Consider the following 24,300-nt stretch of genomic DNA (forward strand, 5'->3'; position numbering starts at 1 on the left):
TCCCACTGATGCAGACAGTCAGTCTCGATCGACGTTAGTCCTGATCAGGCCTGCCCACCAGGCAGCGTCACCAGCAGCCGCTGCGGGGCTCGGAAGGACAGCAGGTCGATCATCGGCGGATCAGCCTCGACAGCTTGTACTGCGCTCAGCAGGGGCCCGGCGCATTCGACAGCGACACGGGCCTCCAGGCGGGCCAGACCCGCGCCGAGGCAACGGTGAATCCCCAGCCCGAAGGCGAGCTCCGCCGGACCGCCGTGCCCGGTCAGCCCGAGCAGCACCGGCTGACCCGCGGGCAACTCGACCTCACCGACAGACACGGGCGCAGCCGTGATCCGTCGCCAGGTCGGCACCGACGACGACTCCCGCAGTATGGCTTCGACCACAGCGGCCGCATCGTCTACAGACTGGCCGATGAGCCGGCGGAAGGTCGTCGAGATCAGCTGGGTCGTCGTCTCCTGCCCGGCGATGAGCAGGAAGTAGGCGACCGCACACACCTCTTCATCGCTCAACCCCAATCCGACAAGTACGCCGAACAGGTCGTCCCCCGGCCGCCGCCGAGCCCTGAGCACCCGCTTGCGCAACCACCCGTAGAACTCGGCCGCACTGTGCGCGAGTTCCAACTGCCGGTCCTCGTCCGGCCAGCCCCAGAACAACTCCAGCGACTCCCGGCTCCACGCCTTCAACGCCGGTACGTCGACGTCGCGCAGCCTGAGCATGTCCAGCAACACCAGCGCCGGCGGCTCCGCAGCGACCACCTCGACGAGATCCACCGCGCCAGACCGCAACCCGGCCTCGGCCAAGGCGACCCGCTCGGCGACCAGCCGGCGCGCGAGGGGCTCTACCGCAGCAACCCGCGCCGGGCTGAAGAATCGGGCGACCGCGGCACGAATCGGCCGATGCGAAGGCCCGGCGTTGTTCGCCAGCGTCGGCGGCAGCGCGAACCCGGCTCCCTGCAGAACCCGCAACGCCTTCACGCTCAGCGCGGTATGAGCCAGTACGGCGTTGTCCGGCCGGAAGGTCTCCGGTTCGAGCAACACCTCCCGGACCTCGTCCGGCTCGTCGATCACCCACATCCCGAGCGTCTCGTCGTACCGGGCGGGACAGCCGGACATCAGAACTCCTCGGAGAACCAGCCGGGCGCCGCCGCTGTGAAGGCCGCCTGATCCAGCGCACCGGCCCCCGCAGGAACTCGACCGATCACCGGTACTCCGGTCGTGGCCGGGAGGTCGGCGAGATTGCACTGCTCGGCGAGATCCGGCTCGGCGGGCCAGGAACCGATCACGAGCCCGGCTATCGGCAGCGCCCGGGCGCGGAGGGCTTCGACGGTCAGGCCGGCGTGGTTCAGGGTGCCGAGGCCGGCCCGGGCGACCACGACGAACGCGAACTCGGTCTCGAGGTGCGCCGCGAGGTCGGCGAGATCGCGGCCGTCCTCATCCAGCCCGACGAGGAGCCCGCCCGCACCTTCGACCAGCACCAGGTCACGCGTGGCCGCCAGGTCTTCGATGGCCTTCGCGTGGGCATCGACCGAAGGCAACGCCAGGCCCTGCCGACGGCCGGCGGTCGTCGGCGCCAGCGGATCGAGCAGGCGGATGCCCTCGTGGAGATCGGTGATCCCCGTCAGCCGACGAACCTCGTCAAGATCACCAGCCTCGTCAGCAGTCACCCCCGTCTGCGCAGGCTTCACGACGGCGACGGCGCCCGAGGATGCGGCACGGGAGGCCAGAGCGGCGGTGACCACTGTCTTGCCTACGCCGGTGTCGGTGCCGGTGATGAGGAGGACGCGGCTCATGAGGCTTCCCGGATTGCGGTGGTGATGACGTCGCAGGCGCGGTCGAGGTCGGTGGCGGAGAGGCCCGCGTGGGCGGTGAGGCGGAGACGGCTGATGCCATCGGGCACGGAAGGTGGACGGAAGCTTCCTACTCGTACGCCGTTGGCCAGGCAGAGGTCGGCGGCCAGGACAGCCTCGCGTGGGCCAGGCATCGGAACCGAAACGACCGGGCCAGCCGACGCGCTCACGCCGCACGCGGCAGCGAGCCGGGCGGCCGTGCTGTGGATGGCCTCTGGACGCCAGGGTTCCTCGATCAGGATCCGCAGCGTGGCCAGGGCGGCACCGCAGGCGGCGGGGTTCAGACCGGTGTCGAAGATAAAAGCCCGGGCGCGATTGATCAGATGGTCGCGAAGGACACTCGGACCGAGTACTACGCCGCCCTGGCTCGCAAGCGACTTCGAGAGCGTCATCGTCACGATCACGTGGTCCGCTCCGGCCAGACCGGCGGCCGCCACCGATCCGCGACCGTTGCCGGTGACACCCAACCCATGGGCCTCGTCGACCAGCAGCACGGCGTCGTGCTCGACCGCCAGCGCCGCAAACTCGGTCAGCGGCGCCGCGTCACCGAGGACGCTGTAGACCGACTCGACCAGGACGACGGCGCGGGGTTCGTTGCGTTCGGCAAGCGCCTTGGCGACGGCCTCGACGTCGTTGTGCGGCGTGACCTCGACCCGGGAACGCGACAACCGGCAGGCATCCACCATCGAGGCGTGCACGTGGTCGTCGGAGACCAGGAGCGTCCCGGGCCCGCCGAGTGCCGTGATCACGCCGAGGTTGGCGAGGTAGCCGGAGGAGAAGGCAAGACCCGTCTCCTGCCCGACGTACGCCGCGAGCTCGGATTCCAGTTCCGCGTGCAAGGCGGTCGTCCCGGTCACGAGCCGGGAAGCGGTCGCACTCGCACCCCACTCGCGTACAGCCTCGACGGCCGCCTCGACCACCCGCGGGTCACGGGCCAGCCCGAGATAGTCGTTGCTCGCAAGATCGACGACCACTTCCCCAGAGGCACGCGGCCGGAGCCGGCGAGTCAGTCCGCGTGATTCCAGCGCCGCGGCCTTCGGAGCGAGCCAGTCCTCGAGCATCAGTTGCCCTCGGCAATGGCACCGGTGATCGCGGCGCCGATCGCGGCGATGTCCTCGTCGGTACAGATATACGGCGGCATCGTGTAGACGAGATCGCGGAACGGGCGTACCCAGACCCCGCGACTCAACACGGCATCGGTCATCCGCGGTACGTCGACCGGGTGGTCGAGCTGAACGACACCGACCGCGCCGAGAACCCGGACGTCCTTCACTCCGGGCAGATCCGCCGCCGGCTTCAACCCGGTGGCCAGGCCCGCTGAGATCCTGGCGATCCCCTCGGCCCAGTCCTGCGAAAGCAGCAGATCCAGGCTCGCCAGGGCGACTGCACATGCCAGCGGGTTCGCCATGAAGGTCGGTCCGTGCATCAGCGCACCACCCGGACCGTTGGAGACCACCTCGCCGACTTCCGACGTACAGAGCATCGCGGCCATCGACAGGTAGCCGCCGGTGAGAGCCTTGCCGACGCAGAGGATGTCCGGCTCGATGTCCGCGTGCTCGGAGGCGAACATCGTCCCGGTCCGGCCGAAGCCGGTCGCGATCTCGTCCAGGATCAGCAGGAAGCCGTGCTGGTCGGCGAGCGCGCGGAGGAACTTCAACGCGTCCGGGCTGTACGGGTACATCCCGCCGGTGCCCTGCAGGATCGGCTCGACGATGATCGCGGCGATCTCGTGCGCGAACTCGTCGGCGAGCGCGCTCATCACGGCCATCCAGGAGGCGAGCTCCGGGTCGTCCGCGGTCCGCTCGTACCCGGCCGGGGGCCGCGGTCCGAACAGTTGCTCCTTCAGAGCTCCGGTGAAGAGGGTGTGCATCCCGTTCACCGGGTCGCACACGCTCATCGGCGCGAACGTGTCGCCGTGGTACCCGCCGCGGACGGTGAGCATCCTGGTCCGGCCGATGCGGCCGCGGGACACCTGGTACTGCAGGGCCAGCTTGATCGCGACCTCGACCGAGACGGATCCGGAGTCGCAGAAGAAGACGTGCCGCAGCGAGTCCGGAGTCACCTCGACCAGCCGCTCACCCAGCCGTACGGCGGGTTCGTGGGTCAGGCCGCCGAACATCACGTGGCTGAAGTCGTCGATCTGCCGGTGCAGCGCCTCGTCCAGCACCGGGTGCCGGTAGCCGTGGATCATGCACCACCACGACGACATCGCGTCGATCGCGTCGACCTGTCCCCCGGCGCCGTCGTCGAGGGTCAGCCGCGTGCCGGAAGCCCCGCGGACCAGCCGGGCGGGTGCGGGCGAGGTCAGCGACGAGTACGGGTGCCAGAGCAGCTCGGAGTCGCGCGCGAGTAGTTCGGAGCCGTCCATCACGACGAGACCTCGCCGTGCGCGGAGCACCGGGCCGTCCAGCCCATCGGGTGCACCTGGACGACCATCCGCCGGCGGCACCGCTCGCAGTACCGGGGCGGTTCCATCGTCAGGGCCTGGCGGCAGTCGTCGTGGCTGCCGTCGGCCACCTCGCGGCCGCAATGGCCGCAGTAGAGAACAGTAGTCACGGTCACAGCGTCTTCTGGAGTTCCTTGACCGGCATCTTGAGGTCGGCCAGCAGATCCAGGTCAGCGGTCGCCGGGCGGCCCAGCGTGGTCAGGTAGTTCCCGACGATGACCGCGTTGATGCCGCCGAGCAGCCCCTCACGCGTGCCGAGGTCGCCCAGGGTGAGCTCCCGCCCGCCCGCGTAGCGCAGTACGGTCCGGGGCATCGCCAGCCGGAACGCGGCGATGGTCCGCAGCGCGTCCTTGCCGGCCATGATCTCCATGTCGCCGAAGGGCGTGCCCGGCCGCGGGTTGAGGAAGTTCAGCGGGACCTCGTGCGGCTCCAGCTCGGCCAGCTGCGCGGCGAGCTCGGCCCGCTGCTCCAGGGACTCGCCCATGCCGACCAGACCACCGCAGCACAGCTCCATCCCGGATTCGCGCACCATCACGCAGGTCTCCCAGCGCTCCTCGAAGGAGTGCGTGGTGACGACGTCGCCGAAGTACGAGCGGGCGGACTCGAGGTTGTGGTTGTAGCGGTGCACGCCCATCGCCTTGAGCTCGTCGACCTGCTCCTGGGTGAGCATGCCGAGCGAGCAGGCGATGTTGATGTCGACCTCGGCGTTGATCGCCTCGATGCCGGCCTTCACCTGGGACATCAGCCGGGCGTCCGGGCCGCGGACGGCTGCGACGATGCAGAACTCGGTCGCGCCGGTCTTCGCGGTCTCCTTCGCGGCCTCGACCAACTCTGGAATGTTCAGCCAGACCGAACGGACCGGGGAGGTGAACTGACCGGACTGGGAGCAGAAGTGGCAGTCCTCGGGGCAGCCGCCGGTCTTCAGCGAGATGATGCCCTCGACCTCGACCTCCTCGCCGCACCACTTGACCCGTACTTCGTGGGCGAGGGCGAGCAGGGCGTCCAGTTGCTCGTCCGGCGATCGCAGGACCTCGATCAGCTGCTCCTGGGAGAGGCCGATGCCTCGTTCCAGGACCTGCTCACGCGCCACCTCGAGGATGTCGTTCATGGTTCTCCTGCCTCATCGAACGGTCGGCCCACAGTAAGGCAGCCGGACCGCCCCGCACTGCGAGGGGCGTCACCTGGAACACCCGTCGCCGAACTGCCTCAGGGACTCGGGAAAACAAATCTGCGGAACCTCGTGACCTTCCGTGAGACCTCTCGTTGATGTGTGCAGAGGCGGTGATCGCAAGAACACCGCTTCGCGGTAACGAGGAGCGACTGAAAGGTCGCACATTACGATCGGCACGCAGAGTGGTTACGACCACTCTCTGCAGGTAGAAATGGCTCGAATCGGTAGTAGAGTGAGGCATACGAGCTCGGGTCGCCAGCTATGGTTGGTGACCCGATCCCAAAGCGCCGGGCGCCTCACCCCGGCTTGAGTGGGTCCCTCGGGAAACGATTTGGGCGGAAACGTTCCCGAGGGACCTGCTCCCTTTTCTGGAGGAAGATCAACACAGTCTGGGCGAGGGTGAACACAAGCCCTGGTAAAGATTTGAAGCCTCAGGCCATTGCCTGAGGCTTTTTCATTTTCACTCCAGGCCATTCCTGTCCCGTGACCATCACTGGTCACGGGACATTGTTGTCATTGCGTCACGGCTCCGTCACAGTCTGCTTCGTGGCCGTGCGGTTGGTGATCTCCACGATCGGTAGCCGAAGGGCTCCCGGAGCCTCCGCCGGCACCATCGGCCGCACCGGTGTGACCGGCGCCACTGTTCGGTACTCCGATCCGAGGGCGGGCCGGGCATCTTCCTCACCCTTGTTCGGCCAGAACGACAGCGCCCGCTCGGCCTGCGCGGTGATCGTCAAGGACGGGTTGACGCCCAGGTTGGCCGAGATCGCCGAACCGTCCAAGATGTGCAGCCCCTCGTACCCATAGACCCGGTGGTACGGGTCCACCACGCCGGTCCCCGCCGAGTCCCCGATCGCGCAACCGCCGATGAAGTGCGCCGTCATCGGCACGTTGAAGGGCTCGCCGATGGTGCCGCCCGGCGTACCGCCCATGATCTTCGCCATCCGGCGGACGACCTCGTTGGCGACCGGGATCCAGGACGGGTTCGGCGCACCGTGGCCCTGCTTCGAGGTCAGCCGCCAGCGGCCGAGCCGGTCCCGCTTGCCGAAGGTGGTGATCGAGTTGTCCGCGGTCTGCATCACCAGGGCGATCACGGTCCGCTCGGACCAGTGCTTCAGGTCGTAGAGGCGGCGCAGGTTCTTCCGCTGCACCCCCAACTCGCGCAACCAGGTCCGCCAGCGCGGCTTGTCCCCGTCGCCGTCGGTGAGCACGGTCTGCAGCAGCGACATCGCGTTGCTGCCCCGGCCGTACCGGACCGGCTCGATGTGGGTGATCTCGTCCGGGTGGAACGAAGAGGTGATCGCGACGCCGCGGGTGTAGTCCACCGACCGGTCCCTGGCGATTGCCCCGAGCAACGATTCGGAGTTGGTCCGGGTCAGCACGCCGAGCCGGTCGGACAGGTTCGGCAGCTTGCCCTCGTCCCTCAGCCGGTGCAGGAGCTTGGCGGTCCCGAGCGCCGAGGCGGCGAAAACCACCTGCTGGGCAGTGAATCTGCGCGTCTGCTTCCGGTTCGAGGTGCGCCGCGTCTCGATCGCGTACCCGCCGCCCGGCAGCGGTTCGACCGAGGTCACCGTGGTCATCGGGTAGACCTCGGCGCCGGCCTTCTCCGCGAGGTACAGGTAGTTCTTGGTGAGCGTGTTCTTCGCGTTGTGGCGGCACCCGGTCATGCACTCGCCGCAGTCGATACAACCCGTACGCCGGGGGCCGGCGCCACCGAAGTACGGGTCGTCCACCTCGACCCCGGGTTCACCGAAGAACACCCCGACAGGTGTCGGGTGGAACGTGTCCCCCACGCCGAGATCGTCCGCGACCTGCTTCATCACCTCGTCGGCGGGCGTGAAGCCGGGGTACGTGGTGACCCCGAGCATGCGTTTCGCCTGGTCGTAGTACGGGGCGAGCTCGGCCTTCCAGTCGGTGATGTGGGCCCACTGGCGGTCGGTGTAGAACGCGGGCAACGGCTCGTACAGGGTGTTGGCGTAGACGAGGCTGCCGCCGCCGACTCCGGCGCCGGACAGGATGATGACGTCGCGCAGCGCGCTGATCCGCTGGATGCCGTACCAGCCGAGCTTCGGGGCGAACAGAAACTTGTTCTTGTCCCAGGAGTTCTTCGCGAACCCGGCGTCCTCGAAGCGGGCGCCGGCCTCGAGCACCGCGACGTCATATCCCTTCTCCACCAGGCGAAGCGCACTGACACTGCCGCCGAACCCGGATCCGATGATCACGACGTCGTGGTCGTAACTCATCCGCGTCCTCGCTTCGCTGCGGGCGCGGATGAGGCACAAGAAACCCTGTATTGAATGATGCCCTCGCTCCGCTCGGTCATGCGCGACCAAACTTCTTCAACACTCGCAGGGCTCCCGTCATGAACTCCGCGTAGGCCTCGTCCTTGATGCCGTGCGAGGCGGCGATCGGGAGCAGGCGCTGGGTCGCGATCGCCTGCGGGTCGACGTACCGGCGGATGCCTTCGACGCCCTGGCGGCGGCCGAGCCCGGAGGCGCGCATGCCGCCCATCGGGATGTCGAGCGAGCCGAAGGTCGCGCCGTAGCCCTCGTTCACGTTGACCGAGCCGGCCACCAGCTGGGCCGCGACGGCGCGTCCGCGGCGAGCGTCCCGCGTCCAGACGCTCGCGTTCAGCCCGTACTCACCCTCGTTGGCGCGCTCGATCGCCTCGGACTCATCCGAGAAGCGGTAGATCGAGACGACCGGCCCGAAGGTCTCGTTGTCGAAGCACTCCATCTCGGGCGTCACCCCGGACAGCACGGTCGGCTCGTAGAAGAGCGGCCCGACGTCTGGCCGGGGCTTGCCGCCGGCGAGGACCACAGCTCCCTTGGCCCGGGCGTTCTCGACATGACGGGTCACGGTTTCGAGCTGAGCCTTGGAGACCAGCGAGCCCATGTCCACGTCCCAGCCGGTCCCGGCCGAGATCTTCATCCGCTTCACCCGGTCGAGGAACGCGGTGACGAAGGCGTCGTAGATCTGGTCCGCGACGTACAGCCGTTCCATCGACACGCAGAGCTGGCCCGCGCTGTTGAAGCAGGCCCGGACAGCTCCCTCGGCAGCCCGGTGCACGTCGGCGTCCCGCAGTACGAGCATCGGGTTCTTGCCGCCGAGCTCCAGGCTGCAGCCGATCAGCCGCTCGCCGGCCTGCTGGGCGATCAGGCGGCCGGTCTTGGTGGAACCAGTGAAGCAGATGTAGTCGGTGTTCTGGATGATCGCGCCGCCGACTGTCGGGCCGTCGCCGTTCACCGGCACCCACGCGTCCCGGGGCAGCCCTGCTTCGTAGAGCAGCTCCAGCGCCCGGAGCCCGGTCAGCGGGGTCTGGCTGTCGGGTTTGTGGACCACGGTGTTGCCGGCCAGCACCGCCGGGAGACCATCGGCCATCGCCATGCTGAGCGGGTAGTTCCAGGGCGAGATGATGCCGACGACACCCTTCGGCACGAACCGCTGCTCGGCCCGGGTGAGGAGCGGGAACATGCCGGACCTGCGCTGCGGCTCGAGCAGCTCGGCGGCCTTGCGCCCGTAGTACCGGGCGGTCATGGCGACGTGCGCGACTTCCTCGAAGGCCTGCTTGCGGGCCTTGCCGGACTCGACGATGACCAGGTCCATCAGCTCGTGCCGGTGGTCCAGCACCAGGTCGTGGTAGCGCAGCAGGATGGCCGCCCGATCGGCCAGCGAGACGTTCTTCCAGCCGCGCTGGGCGCGACGCGCCGACCGGACCGCGGCGAGCACGTCGTCCGGGCTGGACAGGGGCAGCTCCGCGATCGGCTGGCCGGTCGCGGGCGCGTAGGTCGTCCGAGTGCCCGCCGACGCGCGCAACAGACCGGCCAGGCGGCGGATGACCGACTGGTCGGTCGCGTACGACGCGGTCGGGTCGAGCTCGGGGTCAGCAGGGATCGAGGTCTGCTCGCTCATTCGTCCAGGCTACCTGTCGGTAACAGCTCGTGTCAGTACTTGGTCACGGCACTGATGTCCCGGCCCCGATCACGAGCGAGTTCGGTAAAGATGGCGCTAAGGTGAGCGACTGAGCGTGTGAAGGGGTGGGTTGTAGAGATGGTGGACAGCGGGGGGCTCTGGACGCCTCCTGAGGATGAGCTCGGCGAGGCTCTGCAGACAGCCCAGGTGCTGATAGAAGAGGGTCGCGCCGACGAGGCCGGACCGTACCAGCAGCGTGTGATCGAGCTGGCCAGGGAGCGAGCCGGGGACCGCCCGGACCACTACGAGGCCAGGCACCTGATGGCGGCGACGCAGTATGAGCTTGCCGGCTCCCTGAACGCGTCGGGTCGTCACGAGGAAGCGCTTGCCGCCCTGCACGAGGCTCAACTCGGCTATACCGAGCTCAGCGACGCGGGCGAGTTGGAGGCCACCTCTTTCCTCGCCGACGTCCGCGCGCGGCGCGCGATGACCCAGGCACACCGCGGCTACGGCGCGACCGCGGTACTGGAGATGGACGGCGCGGTGATCGCCTACGGCCAGCTGGTCGGTGGCGACGACGGCGTGCTGCACCAACCCGACTTCGCCCGGGTGCTGGCGATGAACGCGCTCATCCTGCGCCGGTACGGCGACCCCGACCTGGCCGTCGCCTCCGCGGACGCGGCCACCCAGTTGTTCCTCCAGCTCGCCGACCAGATCAACGCGAGCCCGCAGTCCCTGTCGTACGCGCGCTACCTCTGCTCGGCCACCGCGGTCTCGGCCGACGTGCACGCCGCCGAGGGGCGGCTCGACCTGGCGCTCGAGGCGGACGAGATCGGGCTCAACACCGCCGACACGCTGGCCGACTCCGAGTCCGCGACCGACCTGCGCACGCTCGTCTCCGCGCTGACCCGCAAGGGCAAGCACCTGGGCGTCGTCGGCCGGGTCATCGAGGGCGAGAACTGCCTGCGGACCGCGTTCGCGACCGATCCGGCGACCGCCGCGCTGGTCACCGAGGAGATCGACCGCGGCATCCCGCCGTCGCTGTCCACCGCGCTGGAGAACGCCGAGATCAAGCTCGGGCCGTACGAGCAGTACCACCGGCTGCTGGCGCTGAGCGAGCCCGCGCCCGGGATGACGCTGGCCACCGTCTCCGGCCGGACCGATCCCGAGTCGGCCGCGGTCCGGGCCACCGAGCTGGCCGAGCTGGTCCGGCCGATGCTCGCGCACGACGCGGAGACCGCGCTGACGCTCGGACTCGAGGCCCACTACCTGTTCGCGATCTCGTCGGAGCGCGAGTCGCACCGGATGCGGTACGAGACGAGCAGCTACGCGCCTGTCTGGGCGCAGGTGCTGCTGGACATCTCCGAGGCATACCACGCGGCCGGGCAGACCGACATGGCGCTCGACCTGGCCGGCTGGAGCGCTGACGTGGCCACTGCGCTGATCCCGTTCACGATGACTGATCTCGAGGTGAAGGACCTGGCCGGCGCCTGCTACCGGCACCACGGCGACCTGCTTGCCGCGACCGGCGACTTCACCGCCTCCCAGCACGCCCACGAAGCGGCCGAGCAACTGCAGACCTAGGGCGGGTCCGGCAGCAGGCCCGGACCCCATTGACGGCCGCTCCCCGGCAGGCGCAGTCTGGCGGCGAGGGGGGTTTGTGATGGATGTCGTAGAGCTGCACAGACGCGCCAGTGAGGACTTCGTCCGCAACGTCGCCGCGGTCGGGCCCGCTCAGTGGGGCGACCCGACGCCGTGCACCGACTGGGACGTGCGAACGCTGGTGAACCATGTCGTCGGCGAGGAGCGGTGGACCGTGCCACTGATGGCCGGCCGGACCATCGAGGACGTCGGCGACTCGCTCGAAGGCGACCTGCTCGGCGACGACCCGGCCACGGCCGCCGCACATGCCGCCCGCGCCGCGCAGAACGCGATCACCGAGCCCGTACTCCGGGGCGGCTCCGTGCACCTGTCGTACGGCGAGGAGCAGGCGGCGGAGTACGTCTATCAACTGGCGGCGGACCATCTCATCCACGGCTGGGATCTGGCGGTCGCGATCGGTGCGAACGCCCGGATGGATCCCGAGGTGGTGGACGGGATCGCCCAGTGGTTCAAGGAGCGCGAAGATCTCTACCGCGGTGGCGGCGCGATCGGCGATCGGGTGAACGGGTTCTCGGATCCCGCGGACTCGCTGCTGGGCGCCTTCGGGCGGGATCCGGCCTGGACTCCGGCGCATGCGGCGGTGGCCGCGCTCGGCGATGCGTTCGGGCGCGGGGATGTCGACGCGATCATGGCGCAGATGACCGACGACTGCGTGTTCGAGTCCACCTCGCCTGCTCCGGACGGGGCTCGCTTCGAGGGCGCGGACGCAGTACGGGAGCAGTGGCAGAAGCTGTTCGACGAGACTCCGGACGCGTTGTTCGAGACCGAGGAGTCGACCGTGCTGGGTGACCGGGCCGTCGTCCGGTGGAGGTTCTCCTGGCGTGAACCGGACAGCAGCCGCGGCCACGTGCGCGGAGTCGACGTGATCCAGCTGCGCGACGGGAAGATCGCCGAGAAGCTGTCCTACGTGAAGGGCTAGGAGTCCTGGGCTTCGCTTTTCAGGGCACCGACGAAGAGGCCGGCCTCGAGTTCGGTCATGCCGGTCTCGCTGACGACCAGCGCGGTCGCTTGGTGGAGCTCACCGGCGGCCTTGAGCGCGCGGGTGCGCTCGGCGAGGTTGGCGCCTGGCCTGCGGACGACGGGCGTGTCGGTCACGGGCGGCACGTAGCGGCCGAGCCTGATCTCGTCGACGAGGTCCTTCGCGTGCTTGAGGTCGAGGCCGGTCCGCTCGTGCACCAGCTTCACCGCGAAGAGGTTCTTCTTGGTGGTGATCAGGAAGCGAACCTGGTCGACGTCCTCGGTGGAGAGTCTGGCCCGCGCGGCGGCGAGGGCAACGTTGTCGGCGTCCTTGCTGCTGTTCCGGCTGAACAATCCCATGCCGCAATCCTTCCAGAACCCCTCAAACTCCGATCACCTGCCGCAGATGTCGCGCCTTCTTCCCGAAGGTGTGTTTCAGCCCTCGAGAACGCGGAGGACGTGCGACCAGGCTTCGGCACCGAAGGCCCGGTCGGCCTCGTCGGTGCCGCCGCGGGCCATCCGCTGGCCGGTCGTCTTCGGCTCTTCGCCGGGGAAGATCAGGCGGTGGCCGGCCTGACCCGAGATGAGCACCTCGGTGACGAGGCCATCTCGGCGCGATGCGATCTGCTCGGCGAACTCCACGGATGGCCAGAGCTTGTCGTCACCACCCGCGAGCAGTAGCAGCTCACCGGTGAACTGCTCCGCCGGGATCCGCGCTGCCTCGAGCTCGTCGGGGAACTTCTTCATCGACGAGCGGTACATCCCGACGTAGCTCGGCGGGTCGTCGTCGGGCTTCCAGTCGAGGTCGAACGGGACGAACGGCAGCGGCTCACCTTGCCGGGTCCACGGCGAGGTCTGGTCGCCGTTCTCGATCCAGCCCCACGCATACGCACTGGGAGCGATCGCGACCACCGCGTCGACCCGTGGATCGAGAGCGCCGAGCAGCAGCGCCGCCTCGGCACCACGCGACATGCCCATGGTGACCAGCCGGTCGTTGCGCTCGGCCAGTTCGTCCAGCGGGAACGACTCCAGCGGGATCTCGCTGATCCGGTCGCCGAACCACTGCGGCGCGACCACGTCGTACCCCGCGGCTTCCAGCACCTGCACCCGATCCAGGTCGGGTTTGCCGCTGGAGCCGTGCAGCAGCAGGACGCCGGTGGTCACCCGACGACGACCTCGACCCGCTGGAACTCCTTCAGCTCCGTGTAGCCGGTGGTCGCCATCGCCCGCTTGAGCGCGCCGACCAGGTTCATCGTGCCGTCCGGCACCCAGGACGGGCCGAACAGGATCTGCTCCATCGTGCCGGTCACGCCGACCTCGACGCGCTCACCGCGCGGCAGGTCCTGGTGCCAGGCCTCCGCTCCCCAGTGGAAACCGCCACCGGGAGCGTCGCTCGCCCGCGCCAACGGCGAGCCGACCATGACCGCGTCCGCGCCGCAGGCGATCGCCTTGGCCACGTCGCCGGACCGGCCGACCGACCCGTCGGCGATGACGTGCACATACCGGCCGCCGGACTCGTCCATGTAGTCCCTGCGCGCCGCAGCCACGTCCGCGACGGCCGAAGCCATCGGCACCGCCACACCGAGCACCTTGCGGGTAGTGTGCGCCGCGCCGCCGCCGAAGCCGACCAGTACTCCGGCCGCGCCTGTCCGCATCAGGTGCAGTGCGGCCTGGTGGGTCGCGCACCCGCCGACGATGACCGGTACGTCGAGGTCGTAGATGAACTGCTTCAGGTTGAGGGGCTCGGCCTGACCGGAGACGTGCTCCGCCGACACCGTCGTACCGCGGATGACGAACAGGTCGACCCCGGCGTCCACCACGTGCTTGGCGAACTGCTTGGTCCGCTGCGGCGAGAGAGCACCCGCGACGGTGACACCGGAGTCGCGGATCTCCTGCACCCGCTGGGAGATCAGCTCGGGCTTGATCGGCGCCGAGTAGATCTCCTGCAGCCGGGTGGTGGCAGCTTCCTTGCTGATGGTGGTGATCTCCTCCAGCAAGGACGTCGGGTCGTCGTACCGGGTCCAGAGGCCCTCGAGGTTCAGGACGCCGAGGCCGCCGGCCTTGCCGATCGCGATCGCGGTGGCCGGCGACATCACCGAGTCCATCGGCGCGGCCAGGATCGGCAGCTCGAACCGGTACGCGTCGATCTGCCAGGCGACCGAGACCTCCTCGGGGTCCCGGGTCCGCCGCGACGGCACGATCGCGATGTGGTCGAACGCGTAGGCCTGCCGGCCCCGCTTGGCGCGGCCGATCTCGATCTCGGTCATCTGGTTCCTTCTGGGTGGTGGCGGGTCAGCGGCCGGAGTAGTTCGGCGCCTCGACCGTCATCTGGATGTCGTGCGGGTGCGACTCCTGCAGCCCGGCGGAGGTGATCCGCACGAACGTGCCCTTGTCCTGCAGCTCCGGCACCGTCCGGGACCCGCAGTACCACATCGACTGGCGCAGGCCGCCGATCAGCTGGTGCGCGACGGCGGACAGCGGGCCGCGGTACGGCACCTGGCCCTCGACACCCTCGGCGATCAGCTTCTCGTCGCTGCCGACGTCGCTCTGGAAGTAACGGTCCTTGGAATAGGACTTGCGCAGACCACCGGACTGCATCGCGCCGAGCGAACCCATGCCGCGATACGCCTTGAACTGCTTGCCGTTGATGAAGACCAGGTCACCAGGGGACTCCTCGCAGCCGGCGAGCAGCGAGCCGAGCATCACGGTGTCCGCGCCGGCCACGAGGGCCTTGGCGATGTCACCGGAGTACTGCAGGCCGCCGTCGCCGATCACCGGTACGCCGGCCGGCTTGCAGGCCAGCGACGCCTCGTAGATAGCGGTGACCTGCGGAACGCCGACGCCGGACACGACGCGCGTGGTACAGATCGAGCCCGGGCCGACGCCGACCTTGACGCCGTCGGCGCCAGCGTCGACCAGCGCCTGGGCGCCCGCCCGGGTGCCCACGTTGCCGCCTACGATGTCGACGCCCTGGGTGGCCGGGTCGGCCTTGAGCTTGCGGATGATCTCCAGCTGGGCCTGCGAGTGACCGTGCGCGGTGTCCACCACGAGCACGTCCACGCCGGCCTCGATCAGCGTCATCGCGCGCTTCCACGCCTCGCCGAAGAAGCCGATCGCGGCACCGACGACGAGCCGGCCGGCGGAGTCCTTGGTGGCGAGCGGGAACTGGTCGCGCTTGACGAAGTCCTTCAGCGTGATCAGGCCGGTCAGCTTGCCGGCCTCGTCGACCAGCGGCAGCTTCTCGATCTTGTGCCGGCTCAGCAGCTTGATCGCGTCGTCCGCGGAGATGCCCTGCGGGCCGGTGACCAGCGGCTGCCGCGTCATCACCTCGTGGATCGGCCGGGACGGGTCGTTCTCGAACCGCATGTCCCGGTTCGTCACGATGCCGACCAGAACGCCGGCGTTGTCGACCACCGGCACGCCGGAGATCCGGTACTGGCCGCAGAGCGCGTCGGCCTCACCGATGGTGGCGTCCGGGCCGATGGTGATCGGCTGGGCGATCATGCCGGACTCGGAGCGCTTGACCAGATCCACCTGCTGGGCCTGGTCCTCGATCGAGAGATTGCGGTGCAGTACGCCGAGGCCGCCCTGGCGCGCCATCGCGATCGCCATCCGGGCCTCGGTGACGGTGTCCATCGCGCTGGACACCAGCGGGATGTTGACCTCGATGTTCCGGCTGACCCGGGACTTGGTGTTGGCTTCGGAGGGGATGACGTCGGACTCGTTCGGCTGCAGCAGCACGTCGTCGAACGTCAGGCCGAGGACGGCGAACTTGTCGGGAACTCCAGCGGGTGTGATGTCCATGAGGAAGGCAGGCACCTTTGCACGGCGAGAACGGGACCCCATCGTATGCCGCGCCTACCCGCCGCCCCGAATCGGTCCCGCCCGGCAGCCACCCACCGGCGCGGTCACCGAGCGGTGGGTGGGCGGTGGGTGGTTCGGTCAGCGACCGGTCATCGGGGTGTTCAGGACTCCCAGGATCTGACGGAGAGTGACCGGCTTCATGGATCCGTGCGCCCGGGCGATCGCGGCGTGCTTGCCCTCGGCGTACAGGCCGCTGGAGTGCTTGCCGGTGGCGTACGTCGCCCTGACGTAGCCCACCGACGGCTTGCCGTTGGAGTGCTTGGCGCCTGACGCGGCCGACTTGCCGATGTACTGCTCCAGGCGGGTCGGCTCCTCGACCGGCACAACCGGCACGACCGACAGCACCGGCGGGACCTCGATCGCGGGCTTCTCGTCGGATGCCGGCTCGTCGGCCTTGTTGCCCTGGTCGGCCGGCTGCGCCGCGGGCGGGACGACTACGGGCAGGTCGGCCGCCTGGTCACCGGTTCCGTCGGTCGACTCGGACTGCTCGCCGCCGCCGCTTTGCGGAGCGGTGTCGCCGGTCTGGTCGCCACCGACCGTGGTGTCACCTGTGTTCGTGTCACTGGGGTTGGTGTCACCGGGGTTGGTGTCGCCATTGCCACCGGTGCCCGTCTCGCCGATGCCGGTCTCGCCGCCGGCGGGCGGGGTCGGCTGAGTCCCTGGGTCGCCGTTCGAACCGCTGCCGGGCTCGACCGGAATGGTCGGCTCGGTGGTGGTCGGGGGCGTCGTCGACGGGTCCGAAGGATCGGTCGTCGTCGGGTCCGTGGTCTCGGTCGGCGGCGGCGTAGTGGCCGGCGGCTCGGTCGGACCGTCGGTGGGCGCCGCGGTCGGCTGGTCAGCCGGCTGCTCCGGCTCGACCGGGTTGGCCGGCTGTTCTTCGACCGGCTCCTGGACCGTGGTCGGCTTCTCCACCTGGGTCGGTTGGGGCCGGGCCAGCAGCAGCGGCGGCGTCTGGGCGACAACCGAGGCCGGCGGGAAGGTCAGCGGGTCCTCGTTCTGCGCCACCTTCTCTTCGGCGGCGGCCTTCTGCTCTTCGACCTTCTTCTGGTAGTCCTTCGCGACCTTGACGATCTTCGTCTTGTCGACCACCGGCATACCGTCGAGCTGCTCCTGCGGGAAGCTCGTCTGCGGACGCAGCCCGTCGACGACCTTCTCGATGACCTTCTCGTACGGCGACAGCGGATCGCCGGTCACGGCCGCGGCCACGCCGGAGACCGACAGCGCGGCCACCGCGGCGACACCCAGGGCCAGACCCCGGGCGGCCATCTTGCGCGCGAACGGGTCCGTCACCGGGTTCAACGCGGCGCAGCGCGCCAGGAAGTTCTCCGGATCGTCGATCGTCTCCACCGGGAGCTCGTCCTCGACCTCCACCGCGAGCCGCAGATCGGCCAGCAGCTTCAGGGCCGGGTCGTGCTCGCCCGCCTCCCAGGCGGACTCCCCACCGGCTGCGAGCAGGTCGAGCAACGCGTCGTCTGCTTCGATCGCGTCGAGATCAAAACGGTCAGCCATGTCGCTCCTCCCCTGCCCCTCGTTCCATCTTTGCCTCATGCCCCACAAACCCCCTGAGCGTGTTCAACGCCCGATGTTGTGCGACCCTCACCGCCCCCGGTGTCATCCCCAGTGCCCGGCCGGTCTCCTCGGCTGACATCCCCGCTACCACCCGGAGCCGCAGGATCTCCCGCAGCTTCTCCGGCAACCTGTCCAGCAGGCCCATGATGTGCTGGACCTCTGAATGGCGTACGGCGTGCTCCTCCGGCGTCGGTGACTCGTCCGCCCCGTCCGGAAGATCCGGCGTCGACAAGTCCGCGACCGCGAACGCACGCTGGGCATCGGCGACCTTGCGGGCCGCGATGCCGTAGACGAAGGCCTCGAACGGCCTCCCCTCGTCCCGGTACCGGCCCAGAGCGCCGAATACCGCGACACAGACCTCTTGCGCGACGTCGTCGACCATGTCGGCGCCGCCGGGGTAGGTCCAGAGCCTCGACCGCACGTAGCGGTGGGCGACTGCCCGCACCCTCGTGAGCAGGTCGTTCAGAGCATTCCGATCACCTTCAGCCGCAGCTGCGGCCAGGTCACGGAGCTCGACCCGATCGTGGGTGTGCGGTACTTGGACCTCGGTCACCCCTCGCCCCCCTCGTTCCAGACCGGTCAGCCTGCAAGATAGTACGGCGGCCACACCCGCTTGCATAGTGGCAACCCGTAGTCACTGAGCTTTTTTCACTACAACCGGTGAGCAAGCACCCCGACCACCCCACGCCGCGCCTCCGTCGCCGCTCACCGAATGCGGCCGGGACGCTCAGTGATTGCGCTGGGACTCGACGGCGGAAGGGTCGAGCCTGCTGGCGCTGTATCTCAGGCGGTGACGGGATGGCCCATCTGGGTGCAAGTGGCGATCACATCGGTCACGACCTGGTCCAGCGGGCGGGTCGCATCGATCGGGCGCCGGCCATCGGGTACTGCGCTACTCGGGCTGGGAAGACGAACTGCCCGGCTGGTCCGATGGGACCGGCCGGGCAGTTCGGGTGCCGAGGAATCAGTGACCGTGGCCGTGGCCGTGACCGGCTGCGGCGGGCTCTTCATCTTCGGGCTTGTCGACGACCAGGGTCTCCGTGGTGAGGAGGAGGGCCGCGATGGAGCCGGCATTGGCGAGGGCGGACCGGGTCACCTTGACCGGGTCCAGGACGCCCTGGGCCAGCAGGTCGCCGTACTCGCCGGTGGCGGCGTTGAAGCCGCTGCCGACCTCGAGCTCGGCCACCTTGGCGGTGACGACGTAGCCCTCGTAGCCACCGTTCTCCGCGATCCAGCGCAGCGGCTCGACGATGGCCTTGCGGACGATCCGGACACCGGCGAGCTCGTCACCCTCGAGGTCCAGGCCGTTCTCCAGCACCGCGCCGGCGTGGATGAGAGCAGAGCCGCCACCGGCGACGATGCCCTCCTCGATGGCCGCACGGGTCGCCGAGACGGCGTCCTCGATCCGGTGCTTCTTCTCCTTCAGCTCGACCTCGGTGGCCGCGCCGACCTTGATCACGCAGACGCCGCCGGCCAGCTTGGCCAGCCGCTCCTGCAGCTTCTCGCGGTCCCAGTCGGAGTCGGTGCGCTCGATCTCGGACTTGATCTGGTTGACCCGGCCCTCGATGGCGTCGGACTTGCCGCCACCCTCGACGACGGTGGTGTTGTCCTTGCTGACGACGATGCGACGGGCGGTGCCGAGCACCTCCAGGCCGACCTGGTCCAGCTTGAGGCCGACCTCGGGAGCGACCACCTGGGCGCCGGTCAGCGCGGCCAGGTCCTCGAGCATCGCCTTGCGGCGGTCGCCGAAGCCCGGCGCCTTGACGGCGACGGAGGTGAAGTTGCCGCGGATCTTGTTGACCACCAGGGTCGACAGGGCCTCGCCCTCGACGTCCTCGGAGATGATCAGCAGCGACTTGCCGGACTGCACGACCTTCTCCAGCAGCGGCAGCAGGTCCGAGACCGCGGAGATCTTGCCCTGGTTGATCAGGATGTACGGGTCGTCCAGCACCGCTTCGCCGGCCTCGGCGTCGGTGATGAAGTAGGGCGAGATGAAGCCCTTGTCGAACTGCATGCCCTCGGTGAAGTCGAGCTCGGTGCCGAACGTGTTCGACTCCTCGACGGTGATGACGCCGTCCTTGCCGACCTTGTCGAAGGCCTCCGCGATCAGGTTGCCGATCTCGGAGTCCCGGGCGGAGATGGTGGCGACGTGGGCCATGTCGCCCTTGTCGTCGACCGGCCGCGCGGTCTCGATCAGCTTCGCCGACACGGCCTCGACGGCCGCCTCGATGCCCTTCTTCAGGCCCATCGGGTTGACGCCGGCCGCGACGGCGCGCAGGCCCTCGTGCACCAGCGCCTGGGCGAGCACGGTCGCGGTGGTCGTACCGTCACCGGCGATGTCGTTGGTCTTGGTGGCAACCTCCTTGGCCAGCTGCGCACCCAGGTTCTCGAACGGGTCGTCCAGCTCGACCTCACGCGCGACGGTGACACCGTCGTTGGTGATGGTCGGGGCGCCCCACTTCTTGTCCAGCACGACGTAGCGGCCCTTGGGCCCCAGCGTCACCTTCACCGTGTTCGCGAGCTTGTCGACGCCGCGCTCCAGCGCGCGCCGCGCGTTCTCGTCGAACTCGAGGATCTTCGGCATGGAAAACTAGTCCCTCTCTGAGTTTCAACATGGGGCTCGCGGGTCCGGAATCGACTCCGCTCCGGCGCCGGCATCCGGCACCGGAGCGGTGTCAGTCAGAACAGCGAGCGAGGGTGTGTCCCCTCGTCCCGCGCGGTAGCGGGCAGAGCCACGCGGCACGCACCGGACGAGGAGACACGCCCTTACATCACTTGGTGATGACTGCCATCACTTGGTGACGACTGCGAGGATGTCGCGGGCGCCCAGGATCAGGTAGTCCTGGCCGTCGTACTTGACCTCGGTGCCGCCGTACTTCGAGTAGATGACCTTGTCGCCGACGCTGACGTCCAGCGGGACGCGGTTGCCGTTGTCGTCGATGCGGCCGGGGCCGACGGCGAGGATCTCGCCCTCCTGGGGCTTCTCCTTGGCGGTGTCCGGGATGACCAGGCCGGACTTCGTGGTCTGCTCGGCTTCGAGCGGCGCAACGAGGACGCGGTCCTCGAGCGGCTTGATCGTGACCGACACTTGCTGACCTCCACGGTCGAGTTCTTGGTGTGTTCTGCAGGTGCTGCGAGCGGCCGTTCACCTCTGCCGTCGCGGGGATCAGAGGCCGGGCCGCTGGCACCCTCGAGTGGAGAGTGCCAACACCGAATCTAGGCGGCGATTAGCACTCGGTCAACTCGAGTGCCAGATTCTCGCCCACGGCGGACAACCGCACCGAAGGTGATCGTCCGTGCGCTTTCCGCCACCGAGCCCTAGGCGGCGGGGCCACCGGCGTGGGACCGTCTTGCGTGGAGGCATTCCCGGCCGCCCCGGGATCGACCGCACCAGGAGAGAACATGGCCGTCCGCATCCCGTCGCTCCGGAACCTGTCCCTCTTCAAGCTCACCCCGCGTAAGGCCGTCGCCGTCGTCGCGATCCTCGTCAGCCCTATCGCCGTGGCGGCCGTCGCGGCCAGCGGGAACAACCCACCCAAGGAAGGCTCCGCCGCCTCGGGTGGCGCCGCCCCCGCAGTACAGCCGCCGAAGGCTGACTCAGCCGAAGCGAAGACGGACGCACAGGCGGAGACCCGGGCCGCGGCCGCATTGACGCAGTGCCGGTCCGCGCGGCTGGTGCCGGTCGGCAAGACCGGCTGGGGTGTCCCGATGCCGTCGGTGTGGAACAGCCCCAGTACGACCTGCAATCTCATGTCCGGCGACGACCCGTACCGCGGTTCCGCGCGCACCGGTGATCCCGACACGGCGATCCGGACCCTGCAGCGCAACCTGAACTACTGCTACGGGTACCGCCTCACAGTGGACGGCGTGTACGGCAGCAACACCCGCGGAGTGGTCAAGGCGGTGCAGAAGCGGCACAAGCTCACGGCCGACGGCATCTACGGCCCGAACACCCGCTCGGCGATGAACTGGCGGCTGTTCTCGTCGAAGACGAACACCTGGAGCAAGGCCTGCTCCAGCCCGCTGTAGTCCCCGGGCAGACTTGGGCGGGTGGACCCTTCATCGATCACCTCACTGCTCACCGCACCCGGGGACGCAGTACTGGCCGAGGCTTGTGCCGCGTTCACGCTTGGCGGTGAGCTCAAGCTGGTCGAACAGCTCAGACGCCGGTACGACGCTGCCGTGGTGACCGCCGCGGTCACGCAGGCGTCGCTGCGGCATCGTGCGACCGCCAAGTTCGGCGCGGAGGACGCGGCACGGATGTACTTCACGCCGGACGGGCTCGAGCAGGCCACGCGGACCACAGTGGGGGTCCACCGGGCCGCACGCATCGCGAGCACTCTTCCTGGCGCCACTGTGGTCGACCTTGGTTGTGGGATCGGTGGTGACCTCATCAGCGCCGCGCGCGCCGGCCTGCGCGTCACGGGCGTGGAGCGAGACCCCGCGACAGCCGCTGCAGCGCAGGCGAACCTCGCAGCACTGGAACTGCCCGGCGAGGTCCTGGTGGGAGACGCCGAGGCGCAGGACGTCACGCAGTACGAGGTGGTCTTCGCGGATCCCGCACGGCGGGCCGATGGGAAGCGGGTGTTCGACCACAACGCCTACTCGCCGACGTGGTCGTTCATCACCGATCTGCTGGCGGGTACTGCGTGCGTCAAGGTGGCTCCGGGCATTCCGCACGACGCGGTGCCGGACGGTGTCGAGGCGGAGTGGGTCAGCGACGCAGGCGAGGTCAAGGAGGCCGCACTGTGGTCCGGGAAGCTCTACGCCGGCACGAGCCGCCGGGCGACCCTACTACCTGGCGGCGCGACAGTTACGTCGGCGCCGGAGGTAGACAGCGGCCCTGTGGGGCAGTACATCTACGAGCCGCACGGGGCTGTCGTCAGGGCCGGACTGGTCACCGCCGTTGCCGCGGCGGTCGATGGCTGGCTGCTGGATCCGCGGATCGCCTATGTGACCGGCTCATCCTTGGTGGCGACCCCCTTGGCCTCTGCTTATGAGGTGATCGAGGAACTGCCGTACCGCGAGAAGGCACTGCGAGCCTGGGCAAGATCGAACGGCATCGGCACGCTGGAGATCAAGAAGCGCGGCGTCGACTTCGACCCGGCACAGCTCCGCAAGAAGCTGGCCCCGAAGGGCTCCGCGAGCGCGACGCTCATCGTGACCCGGATCGGCCGGGACGCTGTCGCCTACTCCTGCCGCCGGGTGTCCACGCAGGCCGCCTGACCGTCGGTCGCCGATTTGCCTGTGATGTCTCAGGACTTCGGTGACAGTTCTGCATCAGGACATCGGTGACACTCGATGTGTCAGGACATCGGTGACGTTTCAGTGGTCTTGCCGTAGGCCGCGGGGCCGGCCGTTGCCGACGTAGGTCACTCCAGGTGCGGGTCGGGTGTGCTCGATGAGGATCTCGCCTTCGAGGTCGGCGACGGTGATCTTGTCTCCGTCGGTGATGATCAAGACCTGCTGGAAGCCGTATGGTCCGCCGACCATGTAGTGGACCCCTGCCAGCCAGAAGGAGCCGGCGCTTGTCAGCTTCTTCACATGGGTGCCGGCGGGCAGATCGGTTGGCGCCGGTGCAGGACGAAGACGTCTGGCGACCGACTGGACGAACAACGGCTGCTCGGGCTTGGGCCGAGGAGCCTCGGCCTTCTCCGTGGCCTCCCAGGCGGTCTGGGGCGTGACGCGGCCCGGTAGACCCTGGTGGGGACGTTCGGTGTTGTAGATGAGGTCGAACGCGTCGACCTGGGCCTGCAGTTCGGCCAGGTTGGCGGCGAGCGGCTGTTTGTCGAGGTAGCGGAACAGGGTCTGGTGGAAGCGTTCGTTCTTGCCCTGGGTGGTCGGCTTGTACGGCTTGCCGGTGATCGCCTCGGTGCCCAGGCTCGACACGTGTTCCACGAGCTGGCCCACGAATCCGCGCCGCGAGGGGTTGAGCGCGAGTCCGTTGTCGGACAGCAGCCGCTGGGGAACACCATGCGCGGCTACTGCCTTGTCGAACACGGCGATCGCGGCCTTGGCGGTCTCACTCGAAGCGACGTGGGACGCAACCGCGTAGCGGGAGTGATCGTCGATGAGCTGGAAGATCACGCACTTGCGCCCGCCGGTCAGCACGTACTCGGTGGCGTCCAACTGCCAGCACGCGTTCGGGGCGGGGTACACGAACCGGCGCCATGCCGAGCGTGGCTTCTTCTTCGGCTCAAGACGAGCGACGCCGGCCTCGCGGAAGATCCGGGCCAGCGACGCCGTCGATGGCACCGGGGCCAGCCCCATCGCGTGCATCTTGTCGTGCACGCTGATCGGCCCGTGGTCCAGCCCGGACGCCTCCAACGCCGCCCGCACCTGCACCGCCTGGTCCTTGACCTCGTTGGTCAGCTTCGAGGGGCTCGACCTCGGACGCCGGGTCCGGGGCTCGAGCACCTCGGCCGGCCCCTCGACCTGAGCACGTTTGCGCAGCTCGTAGAACGACTTGCGAGAGATGCCGTGCTCGGCACAGAACGTCGAGACCGCGCCACGTGCAGCGTCATCCGGCCACTGCGCGATCGCGAGACGGACACGAGGATCGATGGGTTCGTTGGCAGCCACCGCCCGAGCCTCGGGGCGGAAGTGTCACCGCCAAGAACCCTTGGAGTGTCACCGATGTCCTGATGCAGAACTGTCACCGATGTCTTGCGACATGACAGGTCGCCGATTTGCCTTCGCGGCACATTCGAACATATGATCGACCTCACGAGCGGGCTCCTGGTCGGCCAGCCGACGGACGAGGTGCTGCGTCTGTTGCCGCACCCGGCCAGGAGCCCGCCACTAGGCATCACGTCGGTGTCGCCGGCTGTTCACCTCGGTGCGTAAGGGTTGGGCGGGAACCGGTCTGCCGCT

The 24,300-nt window shown here is 68.8% G+C and carries 22 protein-coding genes; 5 read left to right on the forward strand and 17 right to left on the reverse strand.

Annotation, left to right across the window (positions count from 1 at the left end; all coding sequences use genetic code 11):
• Nucleotides 1-44: 44 nt before the first annotated feature.
• From EV648_RS30305 to EV648_RS30340, 8 genes are all read right to left on the reverse strand, one after another.
• A complete protein-coding gene (locus tag EV648_RS30305; protein WP_132298534.1) occupies nt 45-1,112 on the reverse strand; it encodes a cytochrome P450 in 1,068 nt (355 codons plus the stop codon).
• The gene (gene bioD / locus EV648_RS30310) at nt 1,112-1,789 is read right to left on the reverse strand and encodes a dethiobiotin synthase (protein ID WP_132298535.1); all 678 of its coding nucleotides are present in this window, start codon (nt 1,787-1,789) and stop codon (nt 1,112-1,114) included. Before bioD ends, EV648_RS30305 begins: the two co-directional genes overlap by 1 nt.
• Nucleotides 1,786-2,907 carry an 8-amino-7-oxononanoate synthase gene (locus EV648_RS30315; RefSeq protein ID WP_132298536.1) on the reverse strand — a complete coding sequence of 374 codons (1,122 nt, stop codon included), beginning with the start codon at nt 2,905-2,907 and terminating at the stop codon, nt 1,786-1,788. Before EV648_RS30315 ends, bioD begins: the two co-directional genes overlap by 4 nt.
• A complete protein-coding gene (locus tag EV648_RS30320) occupies nt 2,907-4,214 on the reverse strand; it encodes an adenosylmethionine--8-amino-7-oxononanoate transaminase (protein WP_132298611.1) in 1,308 nt (435 codons plus the stop codon). The genes EV648_RS30315 and EV648_RS30320 overlap by 1 nt, the downstream gene beginning before the upstream one ends.
• The gene (locus EV648_RS30325; protein WP_132298537.1) at nt 4,214-4,402 is read right to left on the reverse strand and encodes a hypothetical protein; all 189 of its coding nucleotides are present in this window, start codon (nt 4,400-4,402) and stop codon (nt 4,214-4,216) included. Before EV648_RS30325 ends, EV648_RS30320 begins: the two co-directional genes overlap by 1 nt.
• 2 nt (nt 4,403-4,404) lie before the next feature.
• Complete coding sequence (gene bioB / locus EV648_RS30330; protein ID WP_132298538.1) at nt 4,405-5,400, reverse strand: biotin synthase BioB; 996 nt, start codon at nt 5,398-5,400, stop codon at nt 4,405-4,407.
• 584 nt (nt 5,401-5,984) lie between these two features.
• Nucleotides 5,985-7,706 carry a GMC oxidoreductase gene (locus EV648_RS30335; RefSeq protein WP_132298539.1) on the reverse strand — a complete coding sequence of 574 codons (1,722 nt, stop codon included), beginning with the start codon at nt 7,704-7,706 and terminating at the stop codon, nt 5,985-5,987.
• A 76-nt stretch (nt 7,707-7,782) separates the two neighbouring features.
• Nucleotides 7,783-9,375, reverse strand: coding sequence for a succinic semialdehyde dehydrogenase (locus EV648_RS30340; RefSeq protein ID WP_132298540.1), 1,593 nt, complete (start codon nt 9,373-9,375; stop codon nt 7,783-7,785).
• Nucleotides 9,376-9,513: 138 nt separating this feature from the next.
• Between EV648_RS30340 and EV648_RS30345 the strand changes: the two genes are divergently transcribed.
• Nucleotides 9,514-10,959 carry a hypothetical protein gene (locus tag EV648_RS30345; RefSeq protein ID WP_241995721.1) on the forward strand — a complete coding sequence of 482 codons (1,446 nt, stop codon included), beginning with the start codon at nt 9,514-9,516 and terminating at the stop codon, nt 10,957-10,959.
• Nucleotides 10,960-11,038: 79 nt separating this feature from the next.
• Nucleotides 11,039-11,956 carry a TIGR03086 family metal-binding protein gene (locus tag EV648_RS30350; RefSeq protein ID WP_132298541.1) on the forward strand — a complete coding sequence of 306 codons (918 nt, stop codon included), beginning with the start codon at nt 11,039-11,041 and terminating at the stop codon, nt 11,954-11,956.
• Here EV648_RS30350 and EV648_RS30355 read toward each other — a convergent pair.
• The 8 genes from EV648_RS30355 to groES all read right to left on the reverse strand — a co-directional run bounded on the left by EV648_RS30355 (nt 11,953) and on the right by groES (nt 20,515).
• Nucleotides 11,953-12,354, reverse strand: coding sequence for a hypothetical protein (locus tag EV648_RS30355; protein WP_132298542.1), 402 nt, complete (start codon nt 12,352-12,354; stop codon nt 11,953-11,955). The two genes, EV648_RS30350 and EV648_RS30355, sit on opposite strands and share 4 nt — an antisense overlap.
• A 75-nt stretch (nt 12,355-12,429) precedes the next feature.
• Entirely contained in the window at nt 12,430-13,158 is a 729-nt protein-coding gene (locus tag EV648_RS30360; protein ID WP_132298543.1) for an alpha/beta fold hydrolase, read from the reverse strand.
• Entirely contained in the window at nt 13,155-14,261 is a 1,107-nt protein-coding gene (locus EV648_RS30365) for a GuaB3 family IMP dehydrogenase-related protein (protein ID WP_132190709.1), read from the reverse strand. The genes EV648_RS30360 and EV648_RS30365 overlap by 4 nt, the downstream gene beginning before the upstream one ends.
• Nucleotides 14,262-14,286: 25 nt before the next feature.
• A complete protein-coding gene (guaB, locus tag EV648_RS30370; RefSeq protein WP_132298544.1) occupies nt 14,287-15,798 on the reverse strand; it encodes an IMP dehydrogenase in 1,512 nt (503 codons plus the stop codon).
• A 138-nt stretch (nt 15,799-15,936) separates the two neighbouring features.
• Nucleotides 15,937-17,367: a hypothetical protein gene (locus EV648_RS30375; RefSeq protein ID WP_132298545.1), complete on the reverse strand. Its 1,431-nt coding sequence runs from the start codon at nt 17,365-17,367 to the stop codon at nt 15,937-15,939.
• Entirely contained in the window at nt 17,360-17,980 is a 621-nt protein-coding gene (shbA, locus tag EV648_RS30380) for an RNA polymerase sigma factor ShbA (protein WP_132298546.1), read from the reverse strand. The genes EV648_RS30375 and shbA overlap by 8 nt, the downstream gene beginning before the upstream one ends.
• Before the next feature lie 411 nt (nt 17,981-18,391).
• Nucleotides 18,392-20,011, reverse strand: coding sequence for a chaperonin GroEL (gene groL, locus EV648_RS30385; protein WP_132298547.1), 1,620 nt, complete (start codon nt 20,009-20,011; stop codon nt 18,392-18,394).
• 207 nt (nt 20,012-20,218) lie between these two features.
• Nucleotides 20,219-20,515 carry a co-chaperone GroES gene (gene groES, locus EV648_RS30390; RefSeq protein WP_132190703.1) on the reverse strand — a complete coding sequence of 99 codons (297 nt, stop codon included), beginning with the start codon at nt 20,513-20,515 and terminating at the stop codon, nt 20,219-20,221.
• A gap of 314 nt (nt 20,516-20,829) precedes the next feature.
• Here groES and EV648_RS30395 point away from each other — a divergent pair, with 314 nt between their 5' ends.
• Nucleotides 20,830-21,456: a peptidoglycan-binding protein gene (locus EV648_RS30395; protein WP_132298548.1), complete on the forward strand. Its 627-nt coding sequence runs from the start codon at nt 20,830-20,832 to the stop codon at nt 21,454-21,456.
• Nucleotides 21,457-21,477: 21 nt separating this feature from the next.
• A complete protein-coding gene (locus tag EV648_RS30400) occupies nt 21,478-22,653 on the forward strand; it encodes a class I SAM-dependent methyltransferase (protein WP_132298549.1) in 1,176 nt (391 codons plus the stop codon).
• A 99-nt stretch (nt 22,654-22,752) separates the two neighbouring features.
• Here the strand turns inward: EV648_RS30400 and EV648_RS30405 are convergent, their stop codons facing one another.
• Complete coding sequence (locus tag EV648_RS30405) at nt 22,753-23,967, reverse strand: DDE-type integrase/transposase/recombinase (protein WP_158294108.1); 1,215 nt, start codon at nt 23,965-23,967, stop codon at nt 22,753-22,755.
• 174 nt (nt 23,968-24,141) lie between these two features.
• Here EV648_RS30405 and EV648_RS44835 point away from each other — a divergent pair, with 174 nt between their 5' ends.
• Nucleotides 24,142-24,273: a hypothetical protein gene (locus EV648_RS44835; RefSeq protein ID WP_255512883.1), complete on the forward strand. Its 132-nt coding sequence runs from the start codon at nt 24,142-24,144 to the stop codon at nt 24,271-24,273.
• Nucleotides 24,274-24,300 lie beyond the last annotated feature (27 nt).

The sequence above is a fragment of the Kribbella sp. VKM Ac-2568 genome, assembly GCF_004345365.1.
GTDB classification, from domain to species: Bacteria; Actinomycetota; Actinomycetes; order Propionibacteriales; family Kribbellaceae; genus Kribbella; species Kribbella orskensis.